The sequence below is a fragment of the Paenibacillus sp. RU5M genome (assembly GCF_900221055.1).
Lineage (GTDB): Bacteria > Bacillota > Bacilli > Paenibacillales > Paenibacillaceae > Paenibacillus > Paenibacillus marchantiae.
Genome location: NZ_OBQM01000001.1, coordinates 988,866 through 1,005,892 on the forward strand (window position 1 = coordinate 988,866; position 17,027 = coordinate 1,005,892).

At 45.2% G+C, this 17,027-nt stretch carries 14 protein-coding genes; 11 read left to right on the forward strand and 3 right to left on the reverse strand.

From position 1 onward, the window contains the following. Positions 1 to 8: 8 nt before the first annotated feature. Entirely contained in the window at positions 9 to 473 is a 465-nt protein-coding gene (locus CRO25_RS04600) for a CBO0543 family protein (protein WP_079693772.1), read from the reverse strand. A 217-nt stretch (positions 474 to 690) separates the two neighbouring features. On the opposite strand from CRO25_RS04600, the gene CRO25_RS04605 reads away from it, so the two are divergent. The 10 genes from CRO25_RS04605 to CRO25_RS04650 all read left to right on the forward strand — a co-directional run bounded on the left by CRO25_RS04605 (position 691) and on the right by CRO25_RS04650 (position 13,767). Beyond that, positions 691 to 1,044, forward strand: a complete 354-nt coding sequence (locus CRO25_RS04605) for a VOC family protein (RefSeq protein WP_063563652.1) — start codon at positions 691 to 693, stop codon at positions 1,042 to 1,044. 281 nt (positions 1,045 to 1,325) lie between these two features. Next, positions 1,326 to 2,852: a helix-turn-helix domain-containing protein gene (locus tag CRO25_RS04610; protein WP_064637578.1), complete on the forward strand. Its 1,527-nt coding sequence runs from the start codon at positions 1,326 to 1,328 to the stop codon at positions 2,850 to 2,852. Between the two features lie 44 nt (positions 2,853 to 2,896). Next, on the forward strand, positions 2,897 to 4,720 hold the full coding sequence (locus CRO25_RS04615; RefSeq protein WP_079694264.1) for a sensor histidine kinase: 1,824 nt from the start codon (positions 2,897 to 2,899) through the stop codon (positions 4,718 to 4,720). Next, on the forward strand, positions 4,710 to 6,245 hold the full coding sequence (locus CRO25_RS04620; RefSeq protein ID WP_079693771.1) for a response regulator: 1,536 nt from the start codon (positions 4,710 to 4,712) through the stop codon (positions 6,243 to 6,245). The genes CRO25_RS04615 and CRO25_RS04620 overlap by 11 nt, the downstream gene beginning before the upstream one ends. Before the next feature lie 117 nt (positions 6,246 to 6,362). Continuing rightward, a complete protein-coding gene (locus CRO25_RS04625; protein ID WP_079693770.1) occupies positions 6,363 to 8,036 on the forward strand; it encodes an extracellular solute-binding protein in 1,674 nt (557 codons plus the stop codon). 106 nt (positions 8,037 to 8,142) lie between these two features. Beyond that, entirely contained in the window at positions 8,143 to 9,108 is a 966-nt protein-coding gene (locus CRO25_RS04630; RefSeq protein WP_079693769.1) for a sugar ABC transporter permease, read from the forward strand. Continuing rightward, positions 9,108 to 10,061 (forward strand): carbohydrate ABC transporter permease, encoded by a 954-nt coding sequence (locus CRO25_RS04635; protein WP_079693768.1) that lies wholly within the window; start codon positions 9,108 to 9,110, stop codon positions 10,059 to 10,061. Before CRO25_RS04630 ends, CRO25_RS04635 begins: the two co-directional genes overlap by 1 nt. Then, positions 10,062 to 11,618 (forward strand): glycoside hydrolase family 43 protein, encoded by a 1,557-nt coding sequence (locus CRO25_RS04640; RefSeq protein WP_079693767.1) that lies wholly within the window; start codon positions 10,062 to 10,064, stop codon positions 11,616 to 11,618. Positions 11,619 to 11,669: 51 nt separating this feature from the next. After that, a complete protein-coding gene (locus CRO25_RS04645) occupies positions 11,670 to 12,692 on the forward strand; it encodes an endo-1,4-beta-xylanase (protein WP_072733134.1) in 1,023 nt (340 codons plus the stop codon). 88 nt (positions 12,693 to 12,780) lie between these two features. Further along, positions 12,781 to 13,767: a glycoside hydrolase family 43 protein gene (locus CRO25_RS04650; protein ID WP_063563660.1), complete on the forward strand. Its 987-nt coding sequence runs from the start codon at positions 12,781 to 12,783 to the stop codon at positions 13,765 to 13,767. Positions 13,768 to 13,940: 173 nt separating this feature from the next. On the opposite strand, the gene CRO25_RS04655 is transcribed toward CRO25_RS04650, so the two are convergent. Next, positions 13,941 to 15,251, reverse strand: a complete 1,311-nt coding sequence (locus CRO25_RS04655; RefSeq protein WP_079693766.1) for an amidohydrolase family protein — start codon at positions 15,249 to 15,251, stop codon at positions 13,941 to 13,943. Between the two features lie 158 nt (positions 15,252 to 15,409). On the opposite strand from CRO25_RS04655, the gene CRO25_RS04660 reads away from it, so the two are divergent. After that, positions 15,410 to 15,838, forward strand: coding sequence for a MarR family winged helix-turn-helix transcriptional regulator (locus CRO25_RS04660; RefSeq protein ID WP_063563662.1), 429 nt, complete (start codon positions 15,410 to 15,412; stop codon positions 15,836 to 15,838). Between the two features lie 68 nt (positions 15,839 to 15,906). Here CRO25_RS04660 and CRO25_RS04665 read toward each other — a convergent pair whose 3' ends face one another. Beyond that, positions 15,907 to 16,920 (reverse strand): alpha/beta fold hydrolase, encoded by a 1,014-nt coding sequence (locus CRO25_RS04665; protein WP_072733132.1) that lies wholly within the window; start codon positions 16,918 to 16,920, stop codon positions 15,907 to 15,909. Positions 16,921 to 17,027 lie beyond the last annotated feature (107 nt).

The window sequence follows — 17,027 nt, forward strand, 5'->3', positions numbered from 1 at the left end:
ACCAAACTTTATGTTCTCCTCTTATCAGAAACGTTGTACATCAGAGTGAGTACTTTACTATATCCGTACACCACGACTAAAGGAAGAAAATAAGAAAAGAAAGTCCAATAGATGTTCCAGCCATTAAAATAAAGAACTCTACCCATTTCTTTAGCCAACCATTCGATCAGCGTTAATGTAAAAGAGGTTATTAAGATTGCTAGCCACGACTTCGTATTTTTTTCAAGAATCATGTATATCATGAGGCATCCAGCAATAGGGTATATACCTAAGTCGAAAGGGAGCCCCGCATATGATTGGTTACGGGTATTGGGAAGGATATTCCAGAAAAAATTGAAGCCCGCACTGTTTAAACAAGAAGAGGTGGCTACTCCCAGCGGATAATAAGCTAAGAGGATGTTGAAGTTTCTACGGAGAATCCATCCACCGATTAAGATGGGGATAATCAAACCAAAAATGACATTCCCCAGCATCGAATCACTCCCATAGGTTTTCACCTTAATAATTTCTTATTATTAACCAAATTTATAATTTCATAAGGGATGCATCCCACTTTTGTATTATCAGGCTAGCCAGAATCCCTTGGTTGGTCTTTTTGTCGATTGAATAACGCGGTACTAGATGATAATGTAAAATAAGGGCGAGGATTCCTCGTTGGGGGAATATACTAATTGAATCGAGGTTCTGAAAATGAGGGTGAAACGAATTGTCACCAATATTAATACACAAAACGTTCCAGCAGCAAAAAGCTTTTACCAGGATGTGCTTGAACTTGATTTATTGATGAATCATGGTTGGATTGAAACATACGGATTACTTGGAGAGGAGAACGTTCAAATAAGTATCGCCACACAAGGTGGCTCCAATACACCTACACCTGACCTTTCAATTGAAGTTGATGATGTCGATGTAGTGTACGAACGCATGAAAAGCGCGGGTTATACAATAGAATATGAACTTACGGATGAGCCTTGGGGAGTTCGTCGATTCTATGTCCGTGATCCATTTGGTAAGTTGATCAATATCCTTGCTCATAGACATTAAATCAGTTGTCAGGGAGTGTATACAAGCAGAGTTACTGTTCAAATTAAAGTACTTTCTTTAAAAATTATTGTATATTGGTTTGAAGTATTGGCATTCTTTGCTCGGATGTTATGATTATATAAAAGTCGCAAATTCAAGGTGAACAATGACAGAATTGAACCAGAATAACCGTCGAATGTGGTACATAAAGCTATAGGTAAACATTTTCCAAAGTACAATGATCCATGTTTTGTCCAAGGTAAACGCAGATTATTCATCACTATTAACGGGGGGGAACAAGAATGATGAATGTTTTGTTAGTGGATGATGAGCCATGGGTACTGGAAGGTCTGCGGACAATGGTAGATTGGAACAAATACGGTTTTCAAATTTGTGGAGAGGCTGAGAACGGGAACGCTGCTTGGTCCATTATTGAGAACCTTCGGCCAGACCTGGTGTTTACAGATATTCATATGCCTTCAGTGAGCGGACTTGAACTGATTGACCGCTCGATACAAAAACTAGCCAAACCGCCGCGATTTGTCATATTAAGCGGATACGATAGCTTTGATTATGCGAAAACAGCGCTGGAACAGCGTGTGGAGGATTATTTACTCAAACCCATTGATGAGGTTGAGATTGAAAACGTATTAGAACAGATGAGTCGTAAAATTCAGAACGAGCTTGTCGCAGAGAAATTGCATCAACATGAGCGTACTTTATATGTAAATTGCTTGTTCAACCGTCTGTTTCAGGGGGAGGATAGCAGCGAACTGCAAGCCGAAGTGGAAAGTATATTGCAAATGGAGGGTCATGAGAATATGGCCTGTCTTTTAATTGAAACGGATATTTGCAATGAAGACATAAAGTCACAGGTACAGCGTTTTGCTAGCGCTCATCACTACGAATTTTTTATGGATGCTGAAGGAAGAATGGGTGTGTTTGCTGCTGTAATTGAAGATTCTCTGAGTTGGCTTGAGAGGCTAGGGAGAACCTTGTTTGAGATTTACTCCGGTCATGGATCAATTATTGTGGCATTTGGATATCACTCAGGTGGAGTAGTCGCTATGCGGTCAGCATTTGAAAAAGCGTTATCTGCTTTGAAATGGAAGCGTTATCAAAAAGGAAGCGGCATTATTCGCGATCAAGATTTGCCACGGCATAGTAACATGGCGATTGTAAATCAAAAAGCGTTGAGTAACCTGTTTAAAACCATTTTAACGGGTGAAGAGAATGGGTTGGAGAGAGAGGTACACGAGTTGCTTGCGAGTCCAGATTCAGGGCTGTCTGTGTCGGATATAGAATATGTTCGGGTACAATTGCTTGCTCTTGAAATGGGAGTTCTCAAGCAAATGAAGGAGCTGGATGGGAATGTAGACAGGTTTGTGTTGCAGTTACAACATATGTTGGGCGATTTATCTGACATTGATTCCTTTCCTGCATTTAGGGAATATGCACTTATATTAAGTCTCAACGCTTTGAGAGCTCTGCAGGAGCAGCGGAAAGAAAAAGAATGCAGCACGATTTTTCGTGTAGTGCAATATGTTAACCATGAGTTTCGGGAGAAGCTGCAGCTCCAGGAGATTGCACAGAAATTTCATATGAATGCCAACTATCTGGGGCAAGCCTTCAGACAGCAGACTGGCAAGTCTTTTCGGGAATATCTGAATGATAAACGGATCGAGGAGGCGAAGAGACTGTTACGTCAGAGCTGTTGTAGCATAGCCGAAGTTGCGGTCCATTCAGGATATCCTAATGCCGACTATTTTGTAAGTCAGTTCAAGCGAATGACGGGGATGGCTCCCTCCGCGTATCGAAAACAACCATAGATTGGGACTCGACAAGTAATGAATGAAGGATGGCGATGGAAGACATGTTTAAGAAATTTCGATTTCGCGGCATCGTGAACGATATTCCTTTGAACTACAAGTTTATGCTGATCTATGTTATCGGTATTTTGCTTCCGATCATAGCAAGCAATTATTTGTTCATGGATCGTATGTCGGGGCTAATCAAGGAGCGGGAAGAGCAGAATCTGCAAATATCGCTGGAGCGGGCGAGAAAGGACATTCACACCATGATTGACGGGGGGATCGCTGTCAGTCACGCCTTAATCACGGACAAGCTGTTGTCCGAATCCATGGATCGTGTATACAAAGACCAATTGGATTTCTACAATACATTCGATGAACAGCTTCGCCATCGAGTGACTTCCTATATTCCCGTGAACAATCAAATCCAGCGGATCGGCATCTACACAGATAATCCAACGATTGTGTCTGGAGGGGATTATTATTATCTGGACAGCTCAATGAACGCCAGTGCCTGGTTCAGACAATGGGAAGCAGCAGGGGAATCACTAAGTGTACTCGCTTATCGCGATCAGGCAGCGAATGATCGCGCGGCGACCTCGTCGTATTTTAGCGTGATTGAAAAAATGGACTATTATAACGCAGATAACTCTTACGAGAAGTTAGTGCGCATTGATTTTTACCTTAATCGATTCTATGACGTTATTGCGAGAGAGAAAAGCTCGCTGGACCTGTATCTGGTCAACGCGAAGAATCAGATTATCGTGTCCACAGATGACAAGTATCAGGGTGAGGTAGATAGTGATTATGCGTTATTTGATACGAGCAAGGCGGCGGACAAGGACCTACATATCGTAGCGATTGGCAAGGCCAGCTATGTGAAAGGTTGGAAGCTCATTGGCGTACCTCAGGAAACACGTGTCAAACAAGCGATGCTCTCCATGAAGCTTTATTTCGGCATGCTCGCTGGTATCATTACTTTGGTTACCTCCATCTTCATCTATGTCATGCTGCGCTCATACAATTATCGAGTGAAACGTCTGTCCAGACATATGCAAAAGGTGGGGAACGAGAAATTTGATCTGATCAACATTGATGGGGGACAGGATGAGATAGGTCATCTGATTCGTAATTTCAATATGATGACCGCTCAGATCCATTCCTTGATCAATAATGTGTACAAGCTTGAAATTCAGCAGCGGAGCCAGGAGGCTGAGCGCATTCGCGCTGAACTGAATTTGCTGCAAAGCCAGATGAATCCCCATTTTTTATTCAATACGCTCAATGCGCTGCTGGTGGTCAGCACCAAAAACAATTATGCGGATGTCAAGGATATTATCAAGGACCTATCCAAGCTGCTTCGCCGTCTGTTGAATTGGAAGGACGATGTGGTCACCCTGGAAGAGGAAATGAGTTTTACGGTCATGTATCTGGGAATTGAAAAATTCCGTTTTCGAGACAAGTTTGAATATTACATTGATATTAGCGAAGAGGCGAGGCAGTATAGAATTCCAAAAATGAGTATCCAGCAGTTGGCCGAGAATGCTTGCAAACATGGAATTCAGGCTATTGAGGGGTTAGGGTATGTGAAGATTAAAGCGGAAGTTGTGAGCGAACGCCTGCGCGTCGTTGTATCCGATAATGGTAAGGGCATGGATAAGGAACGGCTGCAAGAGGTTCTGTATCATATGCGGAGCAAGGAGGAGAGCGGAGGGAGTAACATTGGCATACGTAACGTATATCGCCGTCTTGAATTGTATTATGACGATAAAGTGGATTTTAACTTGGTGAGCAGAATAGGAGAAGGGACAGAGGTCTCCTTCGAAATTCCATTGCAACTGTTAGATCATCAGGGTGAAGAAGGAGGTAAGGACAATGGCATTTAGAGCGCTGCTGATTGATGACGAGCCATGGGCGCTAGAGGGCTTGCAGCTGTGGATTCCATGGGAAAGTCTTGGCTTTGAGGTATGCGCTATGTGTGGCAACGGTGCGGAAGGGTTGGAACGAATGGAAGAGTTACAGCCGGATCTTGTCATGGTTGATATTCAAATGCCAATTATGAATGGGCTAGAGATGATTGAAGAATGGCGACGTAGAGGAAACTGGTCGACCAAATTCATTATTCTTACGGGGTACAGCGATTTCGAGTTTGCGCGAAAAGCGCTTAAATTCAAAGTTTCCGGTTATCTGTTAAAACCATTGGATGAGGAACAGGCGGAGTCCGAGATTCGCATGATGGGCATGGAACTGATGAAGGAGCAAGAGCAGCTTTATATTGGGCAGATTGCATTGAGAGAGCAGGAAATGTTGACGATGAAGCAGGCTTTATTAGGCAAAGTGCTGTCTGCTGAGGGTACTCAATTGATGCAGTCCCTTTCCCAGTCAGCTGAATCCTGGATTGTATGCCTGGTTCAGGTATCGGAGAAAGAGTTTGGCCGGTGGAGTAGTCTTGCTTCAGAGGTCCTGAACGGCAAGCATGTCATTTATTTCATTCGTATGCGAAATGCTCTTGTATCCATTGTGTTTGGCGATGTTTCCCCCGGACCTCGGAGAACGAGCGGAAATTTTAGAAAACAATTAGAAACACTGGCTCGCCGTCTGGCGGGCTTTCGTACATATATGGCGATTGGCTCAACCGAATCCTCTCTTCATCACATCAGCAACTCCCGCATAACAGCAGAGAAGGCGTTGCTGCACGCTTTTTATGAAGCGGAAGAGAACAGCATAATGGATTATGCCGATATCCAGAACCACGATTTTCAAAGGCATAACCAACAGGTTGAACTGATCGAGCGAGTGCTGGGAGCACTTCAGCTCATTGATTACGCCAACTACCAGTCCGCTGTGGAGTTTATTGAGCAATCCTTTCGACAGATGCGGGTCCACCCGGATGAAGCCCGAAAATTTGTGATTTACCTTCTTCATGAAATTCGTGCTTACATGAGGGCGCAAATGGCAGAAGATTCAGAGAATTACCGTTCGTTCGAAATCCCGGATCTGGATGAAGCACTGTTAACCTTTGATGATTTGATTGGCATACTGCATTCGTGCGGAAGAGTCTGCTTTGAGTTTTTGCTTAAAGAGAGCGTCTTCGAAGCACAGGGTATTGTACAGGATATCAACGATTATATTCATGCGCATTTCCGGGAGGGACTGACCATTAAGATGCTATCGGAACGTTTCTTCCTGCATCCGGCCTACTTGGGACAACTATTGATACGAAAAAATGGAATCGGCTTCAATGAGCTGCTTCATAACCTGAGGGTTGAGGAGGCATGTCGGTTGCTACAGATGAATCAGTACAAAAATAGCGAGGTCTCGGAAAAGGTTGGATACGCCAATTACCATCATTTTTTAAAACAATTTGAGAAACGCATGGGCATGTCTCCTAACGAATATAAGAAAACCTGAGCTTTTCTCGGAAAGAGCTATAATTCGAATATAGTTTCCATGGAGATGTAAATTTATAATTAAATTATTCAAATGAAAGGGCTTTCATATAGTGAGATCAAATTTTGGAGGTGCTTTATGGGGGACAGTAAAAAATCATTCTTCCGTATGGGGGCAACACTGTTATTGTCGTTGAGCGTTGTGCTAGCAGGTTGCTCAGGTGGCAATTCAGGCAGCGGAGAAGAAAGCAGTAAAGGAAGTGAGGTGGGGGCTGACAATCCGTTAGAAATCTCGGTATTCCTGAACGAGGCCGGACAACAGCCAACCGCAGACAACAAAATCTACAAAAAAATCAAGGATGAGCTTGGCGTTACATTCAAATTTGAATTTTTGGCTGGTGACAAAAACCAGAAGCTCGGCGTCATGATCGCCGGTGGAGACTATCCAGATCTGATCTCAGCCGATACCAAACTTACGGCAGCCGGTTCAGTCATACCGCTGGAAGATCTGATTGAAGAACACGCGCCTAATTTGAAGAAGCATTACGAGAAGTATTGGAATCAAATGAAGGACCCGAATGATGGACACATTTACTACCTGCCAAACTACGGTGCATACAACGGCGAAGTGGCTGATACGTACTACAGCGGACCTGCCTTTTGGATTCAAAAAGCCGTGTTGAAAGAGTTCGGTTATCCGACGCCCAAAACACTGGACGAATACTTTGACTTGATCGCGAAATACAAGGAAAAGTATCCAACCATTGACGGCAAACCGACAGTCGGGTTCGAGGTATTGAACTATGATTGGAAAAACTGGGGCTTGCTGAATCCGCCGCAGCATTTGATCGGTCATCCGAATGATGGTGGAGTGGTCGTCAACGATGGCAAAGCGGAGATTTTTGCAGACAAGGATTATGCCCAAAAGTACTATCAGAAGCTGAATGAAATCAATGCCCAAGGCTTGCTTGATAAGGAAGCGTTTGCACAGAACTACGACCAATATATGGCCAAATTGTCCAGTGGGGCCGTACTCGGCATGTTCGATCAACACTGGAATTTCCAAAGCGCGGAAGATTCACTCATAACGCAAGATAAAATTGAACGCACTTATGTAGGTTTCCCGCTTGTGTATGACAGCAGCACCAAAGACTATTATCGTGATCGCGCAGCATTGAATCTCAACAATGGTTTCGGTATTACCGTGAGTGCGAAAGACCCTGTAAAAATCCTCAAAGCGCTCGACAAACTGATGGAAGAAGATTGGCAGAAAACACTCACTTGGGGCATTCAGGATGAAGACTATTATGTCAATGAAGAAGGCCGCTTCATGAAGACACAAGAACAACGCGACAATGCCGCAGATGCGGCCTGGAAACTGGCCAACAAAGCAGATGCATTCTATGGAACCGCACCGAAGATGGAAGGTTACTTTAGCGATGGCAACGCCACTTCAGCAAGCAATCAGCCAGAAGAATATCAAGCCAGCTTGAGACCGTTTGATAAGGAAGTTTTGGAGGCCTACGGTTTCAACAGCTATGTCGATTTCTTCAGTGCTCCACCAGAGAATCCGGTGACTTACCCTGCTTGGTCTGTCGATGTGGTAGAGGGATCTCCAGCCAAGATTGCCAATACGAAGTTGAACGAGTTATCAACCAAATATTTGCCGAAAGCGATTTTGGCTAACCCGTCTGAATTCAGCAGTGTATGGAGCGAATACGTTTCCGAAATTCAAAAGCTGGATATCAAAGCGTATGAAGATCGAATCAATGAAGTATTGCAGTGGAGAATCGATAACTGGTCTGTGAAATAAGAAATTGCTGTCAGGAAGGAAGGCTACCTTCCTTCCTGATTTTTTTGAAGAACAAATCGCTGGACTTTATTCCTTTCAATATAAAGATGGATAGGAGCCTGATATTATGGAGGAAGTTGTAGTGGGAACCAAGCCGCTCCGCCCGAAGAAAAAACCGAAAATTAGGCGGATTACTTGGCAAAATATCAAAGCACAGAGACAGCTCATATGGATGTCTGTTCCTCTGCTTGCGTACATTATCATCTTTGCTTATGTGCCTGTCTGGGGCTGGACGATGGCTTTTCAGGATTACAAACCGGCCAGAAGTTTCTCGCAGCAAACGTGGGTAGGGTTCAAGCATTTTCAATTTTTGTTCACGGATGACAATTTCTTGCGCGTGCTTCGTAATACGCTTGCCATGAGTATCATCAACATGATTTTGGGTTTCGTTACCGCTATTGTTTTGGCATTGTTACTCAATGAGATCAAGAAGATCATGTGGAAGCGGACGGTACAAACCATCTCTTATCTTCCTCACTTCTTATCATGGATTATCGTTACCGGCATCGTAGCGACATCGCTTGCTTCTGACGGCATTGTCAACGATATCCTCATGAAACTGCACTTAATCAACGAGCCGATCTTGTGGCTGACGGAAGGGAAGTATTTCTGGGGCGTTGTTGCAAGTTCTCATATTTGGAAAGAAGTCGGATGGAGCACCATTATTTATTTGGCGGCCATGGCCTCTATTGACCCGGCACAGTATGAAGCAGCCGATATTGATGGAGCCAATCGATATCAAAAAATGTGGAATGTCACCTTGCCAGGAATCAAGCCTACCATTGTCATCCTGCTGATTATGTCGATTGGACATATTCTGGAAGCCGGCTTTGAGGTTCAGTATTTGCTGGGCAACGGACTTGTTGTGGACTGGTCGGAAACGATTGATATCTTTGTGCTCAAATACGGGATTGCACAGGGCAACTATTCGCTCGCAACTGCAGGCGGAATATTCAAGACCGTGGTCAGCATTACGATGTTACTTGTAGCGAATTGGACCGCCAAGCGGCTTGGGGAAGAGAGGCTGTTATAATGACGAAAAAAACACCATTGTCTGGTTTAGGAAATACAGCGGCACTTTCCGTACGCCGCCCAGGTGGCAGAGGCATGGAACCGTTTCTGTTCAACACCTTTAACACCATCTTCATGGTTCTGCTGGTGATTGTGACGTTGTATCCATTTTTGAACACCATTGTGGTTTCGTTTAATGCAGGGAATGACACCATTCGAGGAGGCTTATATTTGTGGCCCCGCGATTTCACCATGCAGAATTACAAAGCCGTATTTGCATCAGGCACAATTTATAACGCATTTTTGGTTTCCGTTGCACGTACAGTACTATCCACCGTTTTAAACATTTTCTTGACCACCATGCTGGCTTATACGCTGAGTCGGCGCGATTATATTTTCCGCAAGCTGATTACGACCATTTTTGTACTCACCATGTATTTCAACGCAGGGCTTATTCCGGGATACTTCCTGATGAAGGACCTGCACTTAATCAATTCATTCTGGGTATATGTTTTACCATCGCTGATTAGTGCGTTTAACCTGATCGTCATTCGTACTTATATATACACGATCCCTGAAAGCTTGATTGAATCTGCCAAAATTGACGGAGCAGGAGATTTCAGAATTTTCTGGAGAATTATTTTTCCACTGTGCAAGCCTGTGCTGGCGACCATTGCGCTCTTTGTCGCAGTCGGCGCGTGGAATTCCTGGTTCGATGCTTTTCTGTACACGTCATCACGTCAGGAGCTCAGCACACTGCAATACGAACTGATGAAGCTGTTGTCTTCCAGTATGAATGCCAACAGTAATCCTTCCGTTGCGAACGGCGTGGGGGTGGAGCATTCAACACAGGTAACTCCAATTTCCATTCGTGCTGCAGTTACAATTGTTGCTTCGGTACCGATTCTGCTGGTATATCCGTTTATGCAAAAATACTTTGTTGTGGGACTTAATGTAGGGAGTGTGAAGGAATAGATGAAGCAACTCCAAGCTAATACCATCTGTTATGCCAACCCAATCCTTCCTGGATTCTATCCGGACCCCAGCATTGTGAAGTCTGAAGAATTTTTTTACCTCATTTGCAGTTCATTTGAGTATTTTCCCGGAGTGCCGATCTTTCGGAGCCGGGATCTCATTCACTGGGAGCAAATCGGCAATGTGTTGGATCGGGTCAGCCAGCTTGATTTGACCGGACGGAAAAGCTCAGACGGCATTTATGCTCCGGCACTGCGTTACCATGAAGGTACATTTTACATGATTACGACAGATGTGAGAGGCATCGGCAATTTCTACGTGACGGCAACCGACCCTGCTGGCCCCTGGTCTGATCCAATTCGTATTCCATACGGTGGAATTGACCCATCGCTGTTTTTTGACGACGATGGCAAAGTGTACGTGACCGCACAACAAGGTGCCGATTACGATTCTCATGCCATCCAGTATGAGATCGACATCGCTACAGGTGAGGCTCTCTCTGAACCACAAGTTGTCTGGCACGGAGATGGAGGGCCATGGACCGAAGGGCCACATCTGTACAAAATCAATGGTTTGTATTACATGATGTCTGCTTCTGGCGGGACGGCCAAGGAGCATCGTGAGATCATCGGCCGAAGCGATCGACCTTATGGTCCGTTTGAACGCTATCCTGAGCCGATCCTGACCCATCGCCATCTGGACCATCCGATCCAGTATTTGGGTCATGCCGATCTGGTGGAGGATCACCACGGGGACTGGTGGGCCGTTTTCCTTGGCGTGCGTTTGACAGAGGAAGGATATAGTGTGCTTGGACGTGAAACCTTCATCGCCCCGGTCGTTTGGAACGAGGGGTGGCCCCACATTGACAACAATGAAGGAATAGTGAGTCTGGACATGAAGGTCCAGCGATTGCCAATGACATTACCTTCTTTGCCCGGGAGCCATACTTCCATCGTTGTCGGCAGGGACGAATTCGACGGAGAACTCGGGCCGCAATGGATGTATGTGCGCAACCCGACAGAAGGAACATGCTCGCTTACAGAAAAACCAGGTTTCCTAACGCTGTATGGTCAGGCAGGAGGTCTTGGAGACGTAGGTCAGATTACGTTTGTTGGGCGCAGGCAGCAGCATATTCATGCCAGCTTTACAACCTGCCTGACTTTCAGGCCAGTTGCCGATGGAGAAGAAGCGGGATTGTGTGTTCGCCGGGATGAGGATGCACACTATGAGATTGGCATAAGACGGTTGAACGGACGAAACATTCTCTTTGCTCGCTTGACGGTGCGCGGAGAGTCGAACTTGGTTCACGAGAGCGAGACTGTAACAGAGCGGCTGTCGCTCCGAATCGAATCGACAGAGAAGGAATATAGGTTGACTTGTTCCGAGGACGGACAGAACTGGACAGCATTGGGTTCAGGCTCGGCACGTGCCATATCACCGGAGGACTTTGTGCACAAAATGTGCTTTACTGGAGCGGTGGTCGGACTATATGCTACCGGCAATGGTAAGGCAAGCAGCACACCTGCCCATTTTGATTGGTTCGAGTACTCGGTCTGATTCAGTTGCTAATAAATCAATGCGAAGAAGGAAATTTAGAGGAGGGAAATTATGGGTTCGTTTCGAGAAGAGGCTTCACTGAAGGAATTGTACAAGGATGCGTTCCACATTGGAGCAGCAGTGAGTCCGAAGACGATTGACAGCCAGCGTTCATTGCTCGCCTATCACTTCAACAGTCTGACGGCAGAAAATGAAATGAAATTCTCCAGTGTGCATCCGCAGCAGGAACGGTATACGTTTGAGGATGCGGATGTCATCGCTTCCTTTGCCAGAGAGCAGGGCATGGCGCTGCGAGGTCACACGCTGGTCTGGCACAACCAGACTCCGGATTGGCTGTTCGAGAATGAAACTGGCGAACTGGTGGAGCGCGATGTATTGCTGGAGCGATTGAAGGCGCACATTGAGACCGTTGTTGGCAGATATAAGGACGTTATCTATGCTTGGGACGTTGTAAACGAGGTTATTTCCGATGAAGCGGATGATGCAAATGCATTCCTGCGCCCATCCAAATGGCTGGATATCGCCGGAGAGGATTTTATTGCCAAAGCGTTTGAATTCGCGCATGAAGCAGATCCGCAAGCGTTGTTGTTCTACAACGATTATAACGAATCTGATCCACATAAGCGGGAACGCATCTATCGGCTCGTCCGTTCATTACTCGATCAAGGCGTGCCAATTCATGGCGTTGGTCTGCAGGCGCACTGGAATCTGTATGATCCGTCCTTGGATGATATGCGCGCAGCAATTGAGCGGTATGCGCAGCTTGGACTGCAGCTTCAGCTCACCGAACTGGATGTATCGGTATTTCGCTTTGAAGACAGACGTACAGATCTCGTTCAGCCATCGCAAGAGATGCTGGAATTGCAAGCCGAGCAATACGAATCCATCTTCCGCCTGCTCCACGAATATAAGGAGCATATTAGCGCTGTGACATTCTGGGGGGCTGCCGACGACTACACCTGGCTTGACAATTTCCCTGTTCGAGGGCGAAAAAACTGGCCATTCCTGTTCGATGAGTTGCATCGTCCAAAGGAAGCGTATCAGCGTGTTGCGCGAATCATTGTACCCAAGTGACATGAAACGGATCAATATCGATTCGTTTAACCCACAGCATCTCGAAGAGATACTTGGGAGTACATATCTATTGGAAGGAGCCATTTGTATGTCTGAATTACCTAAACCGCATCAACCTATAGTTACCCATATATTTACTGCTGATCCGTCAGCGCATGTATTCGAGGATCGTATTTATATTTATCCTTCCCATGATCTGGATCACGACGGTCCGGTGAATGACAATGGAGATCAGTACAAGATGGAGGATTATCATGTACTCTCTATGGCGGACATGAATTCAGCCGTGACGGACCATGGCGAAGCTCTGCATGTGAAGGATGTCCCTTGGGCGTCCAGTCAAATGTGGGCTCCGGATGCCGCATACAGAAAAGGCACCTATTATTTGTTTTTCCCGGCTCGGGACCATGATGGCATTTTCCGCATCGGCGTGGCTACATCGTCTTCACCGACAGGGCCGTTCAAACCGGAGGAGCAATATATTCAGGGCAGCTTCAGCATTGACCCCGCTGTGTTTGTAGACGATGATGAGCAGGCTTATATGTTCTTTGGCGGGTTGTGGGGGGGACAGTTGGAGAAATGGCAGACAGGAAGCTACGTGGAACATGCGGAAGGCCCTGCTCCAGATGCTCCGGCGATCGGCCCAAAAGTTGTAAAGCTGAGTGAAGATATGCTCTCGATGGTGTCGGAGCCGCTGGAGTTATCCATCGTGGATCAGGATGGAAAGCTGCTGACCGCTGGGGATGAGGATCGCAGATATTTTGAAGGCCCTTGGATGCACAAATATAACGGGAAATATTATTTGTCCTACTCCACAGGAACAACGCACAAGCTGGTGTACGCCATTGGCGACAATCCGATGGGTCCGTTTACATTCCAAGGTACCATTTTGCCGCCAGTCATGGGCTGGACAACGCATCATTCGATTGTACAATTTCGGGAAAAGTGGTATTTGTTCTATCACGATTGTTCCCTTTCTGGCGGCGTCGATTACAAGCGCTGCGTAAAGTTTGCTGAGTTAACGTACAATCCGGATGGCACGATTCGCATGATTGATCCGTATCCAGACAAGTGAAATGGATGTGAATAGGACGGTAACCCGTATCCTTTTACCTATAACTGTAGATCCTGAAGAGCCCTAGAGTGAATACGCATTTCAGGGCAAGGATACGGTTTTCAAAGAGGAAAATGCTTAAAACTCCGTGCCAAAGCACGGAGTTTTCCAATATACGGGCAGATCGAATGGGATTAACCTAGTTGCTGCGAACCATTAAACCACACGGATTTGATCGACAAGGTATCCGAAATATTAGTTGTTGGATCACCGTCCACGAGAATAAGATCTGCGCGCGCACCTTCAGTAATACGGCCGCGATCATGGAGACCAAAGCAACGAGCCGGTTTCGAAGTGGCCGACTGAAGAGCTTCCATCGGAGTGAACCCAGCCTTCACCAGCAGTTGCATTTCGTGGTGGACACTTGCCCCATGAGCAAGGCCACCGAGGTTTGGAACGGGAACCGGCGCGACATCCGTCCCTACCAGAATATCAACTCCGGCTCGGTGAAGGTCCATCACATTTTTAAAGCTGTTCTCCATATTGCCTTGTGGGAACGTATTGAAGCTTGAGTTCAAAATATCAATCCAATCAGAATTTAATTTGGAATGAACACGCGGATCATTGGCCAATTCGGATGCCGGATTACCGATAATCGACGAATTCAACACCAAGCACGGTGTAACAAAAGCGCCTGAAGCTGCTATGGATTTCACTAACTCGGAGGTGTACTCGGGTCTGTCGATAAACAAGTGGCCCAAACCGTCGACTCCAAAATCGATGGCTTGTTGCGATGAAAGAGCTGTCAAGACGTGGGCGATAACCAGCTTACCGGACTTGTGGGCTTCTGTCACGGCTTTTTTTAGAATCTCATCGCTTAATACAGGCAGGCCAGGTGCACCCATGACCGTTCCTTCTTCAATCATGATCTTAATATAGTCGGCCCCATTCTCGACTTGGGTATGCACATGTTTACTCGATTCTTCGACGGTTGTCACTTGCGGTATTTCATCGTGATCGTGAGCGTATGCGGCTAACATTGCTTCCCGATCTTCCTCCGATAACTTCTCTAGTTCCTTTAATACGAATTCAGGTATTTCATCTCCATCCGGCAATAATTCATCCGGATGTCCACCCGGAGCGGTGATTGCTGTGCCAGCGGAACGGACATCTGCGATGTCATTCACATTTTTCAACTGAATTTCGCGCCCTCGTTTAGTAAAATCACCGTTCATTTCGAGTTCAGTGGTAACGCCGAATTTTAGCGCATCTCGTAATCCGCCGATGGAAGTGTGGACATGTGCATCAATCAGACCAGGCATTAGAGTCGCATTTTCTCCATCGATAATTGTTGCATCCGCCGGAAGGTCTCCACCGACTGAAACAATAGACTTCCCTTTAATGACAACATGTCTAGGCGCAATGATTTGCTCCCCATCAAAGATACGTACATTTGTAATCACTGTAACTTGTTCTAACGCAGCATTTTGAGTTACCTTCTCCATTTGAATTCCTCCCAAGTGTTTGTTTATCGAACAATTCGAATCATAACTGTTAGTCTTCTAACTGTCAAGGAGCTAATGTTTTTTTGACAAGCCAATAGGATCGCTGTATAGTTTATTTACTTACAATTAGATTCCTAACAATCACAGGAGGGAAGATTATGAAATCCCGAAAGGAAACACCTTATCTGGATTTATTTCAGATTATCGGTCTTAAGTTAAAGAAAAGAGCGGACGAGAGTATAAAAGAGCTGGGCTTAAACGCTCAACAAGGAAAAGTAATCGATTATATTTACGAAAACCAAAATAGTCATATTATTCAAATGGATCTTGCAGATCGGTTTCATCTAAGTCGGGCCAGCATTACAAGTATGCTTCAAGCTCTAGAGCAAAAAGGGTTAATCGAGCGTAAAATCCCGGCCAATAATGAACGGCAAAAAAACATATACGTATTGCCAAAAGCGATTGAACTGATTGAAGATTTTCAAGACTCTTTCCAAAAGGTGGAGGAAGAAATCATTCAAGTCCTTACCGACGAAGAGAAGCAAGTATTAAAGAAATTGTTGATCAAAATCAATGAGACTATATAAAGAAGACACTTCCCTATGAAATGATGGCTGATTAAAAGGTTTTAGTCCCACTGAAAGTCCCTATTTAATTAGCCTAATTCCAAAAATCGCTTTAGATGACTATCTATAACGAGTGAATCCGCTTCGTTTGCACCGATTCCAAAGCAGTGTCCCCAATTGGATTCTATGGGTTGAAAAACAGCATTCGACATATGTTGAACGTCATACCTACTATCCTCTGGAGTGAAAAACAAATCACTTGATCCCGGCATAACGAGTGCAGGAGAGGAGATTTTACGTAATGCCTGTTCGAAGTTGTACTGGTCGACGGGATTATCGCTAATGTCTCCACTTATTCCTGTACGTAACATGGCAATCAAGTCATTCGCATCAAAGGACAAAAATACTTGGTCCCAGTATTCTTCTGCATAATGTTTCAATGAGCTGTATCCCTCGGATTGATACAATCTCTCCAAATAGTATGAATTTGAAAATCCCCAAGGGGCATAAACTCTCCCCATCGCTGCGAGACCGTCAACAGGTGGTTGCTTGTAAAGTCCTCTTTCCCATTTTGAATCCGCTTGTAGTGCTGCGATCATACTCTGGAATACCAGTTGTGCTAGCGGCCTCGTTTTCGCCGTTCCGCCAAATGGTGCAATACGTTCGACCATTTCAGGATAACTTGTTCCCCATTGAAAAACTTGCATTGCTCCTAGAGACCAACCCACAACTAGCTTGATTTTGCTGATACCGAATTTTTCAGTCATGAGTTGATGTTGAGCACGTACATTGTCATACATAGAGATGAGAGGGAAATTGGATTTATCAAAAGGAGCGGGAGTATTACTGGGAGAGGACGATAATCCGTTACCCAACATATTGGGCACAATGATAAAATATCGATTAGGATCTAGTGCCTTGTTCTCTCCAATTAACCATTCATTATCGGTGTGAAGACCAGCAAACCAAGTCGGATACACAATAACATTGTTTTTTGCGGCATTTAAGGTACCGTAGGTCTTATAAGCAATAAATGCTTGAGGGAGTTGCTGACCAGATTGAAGCAATAGATCTCCAAGGGGATACGTTTCATAATCTTTCATTGATGGATGCTCCTTCATAACCAAATTAGTAATAACTTGATTTTCACTCTACAATACGCTTATCATCAATTCAACGAAACGTTTTTGAAGGTAACATTCAATTTTTT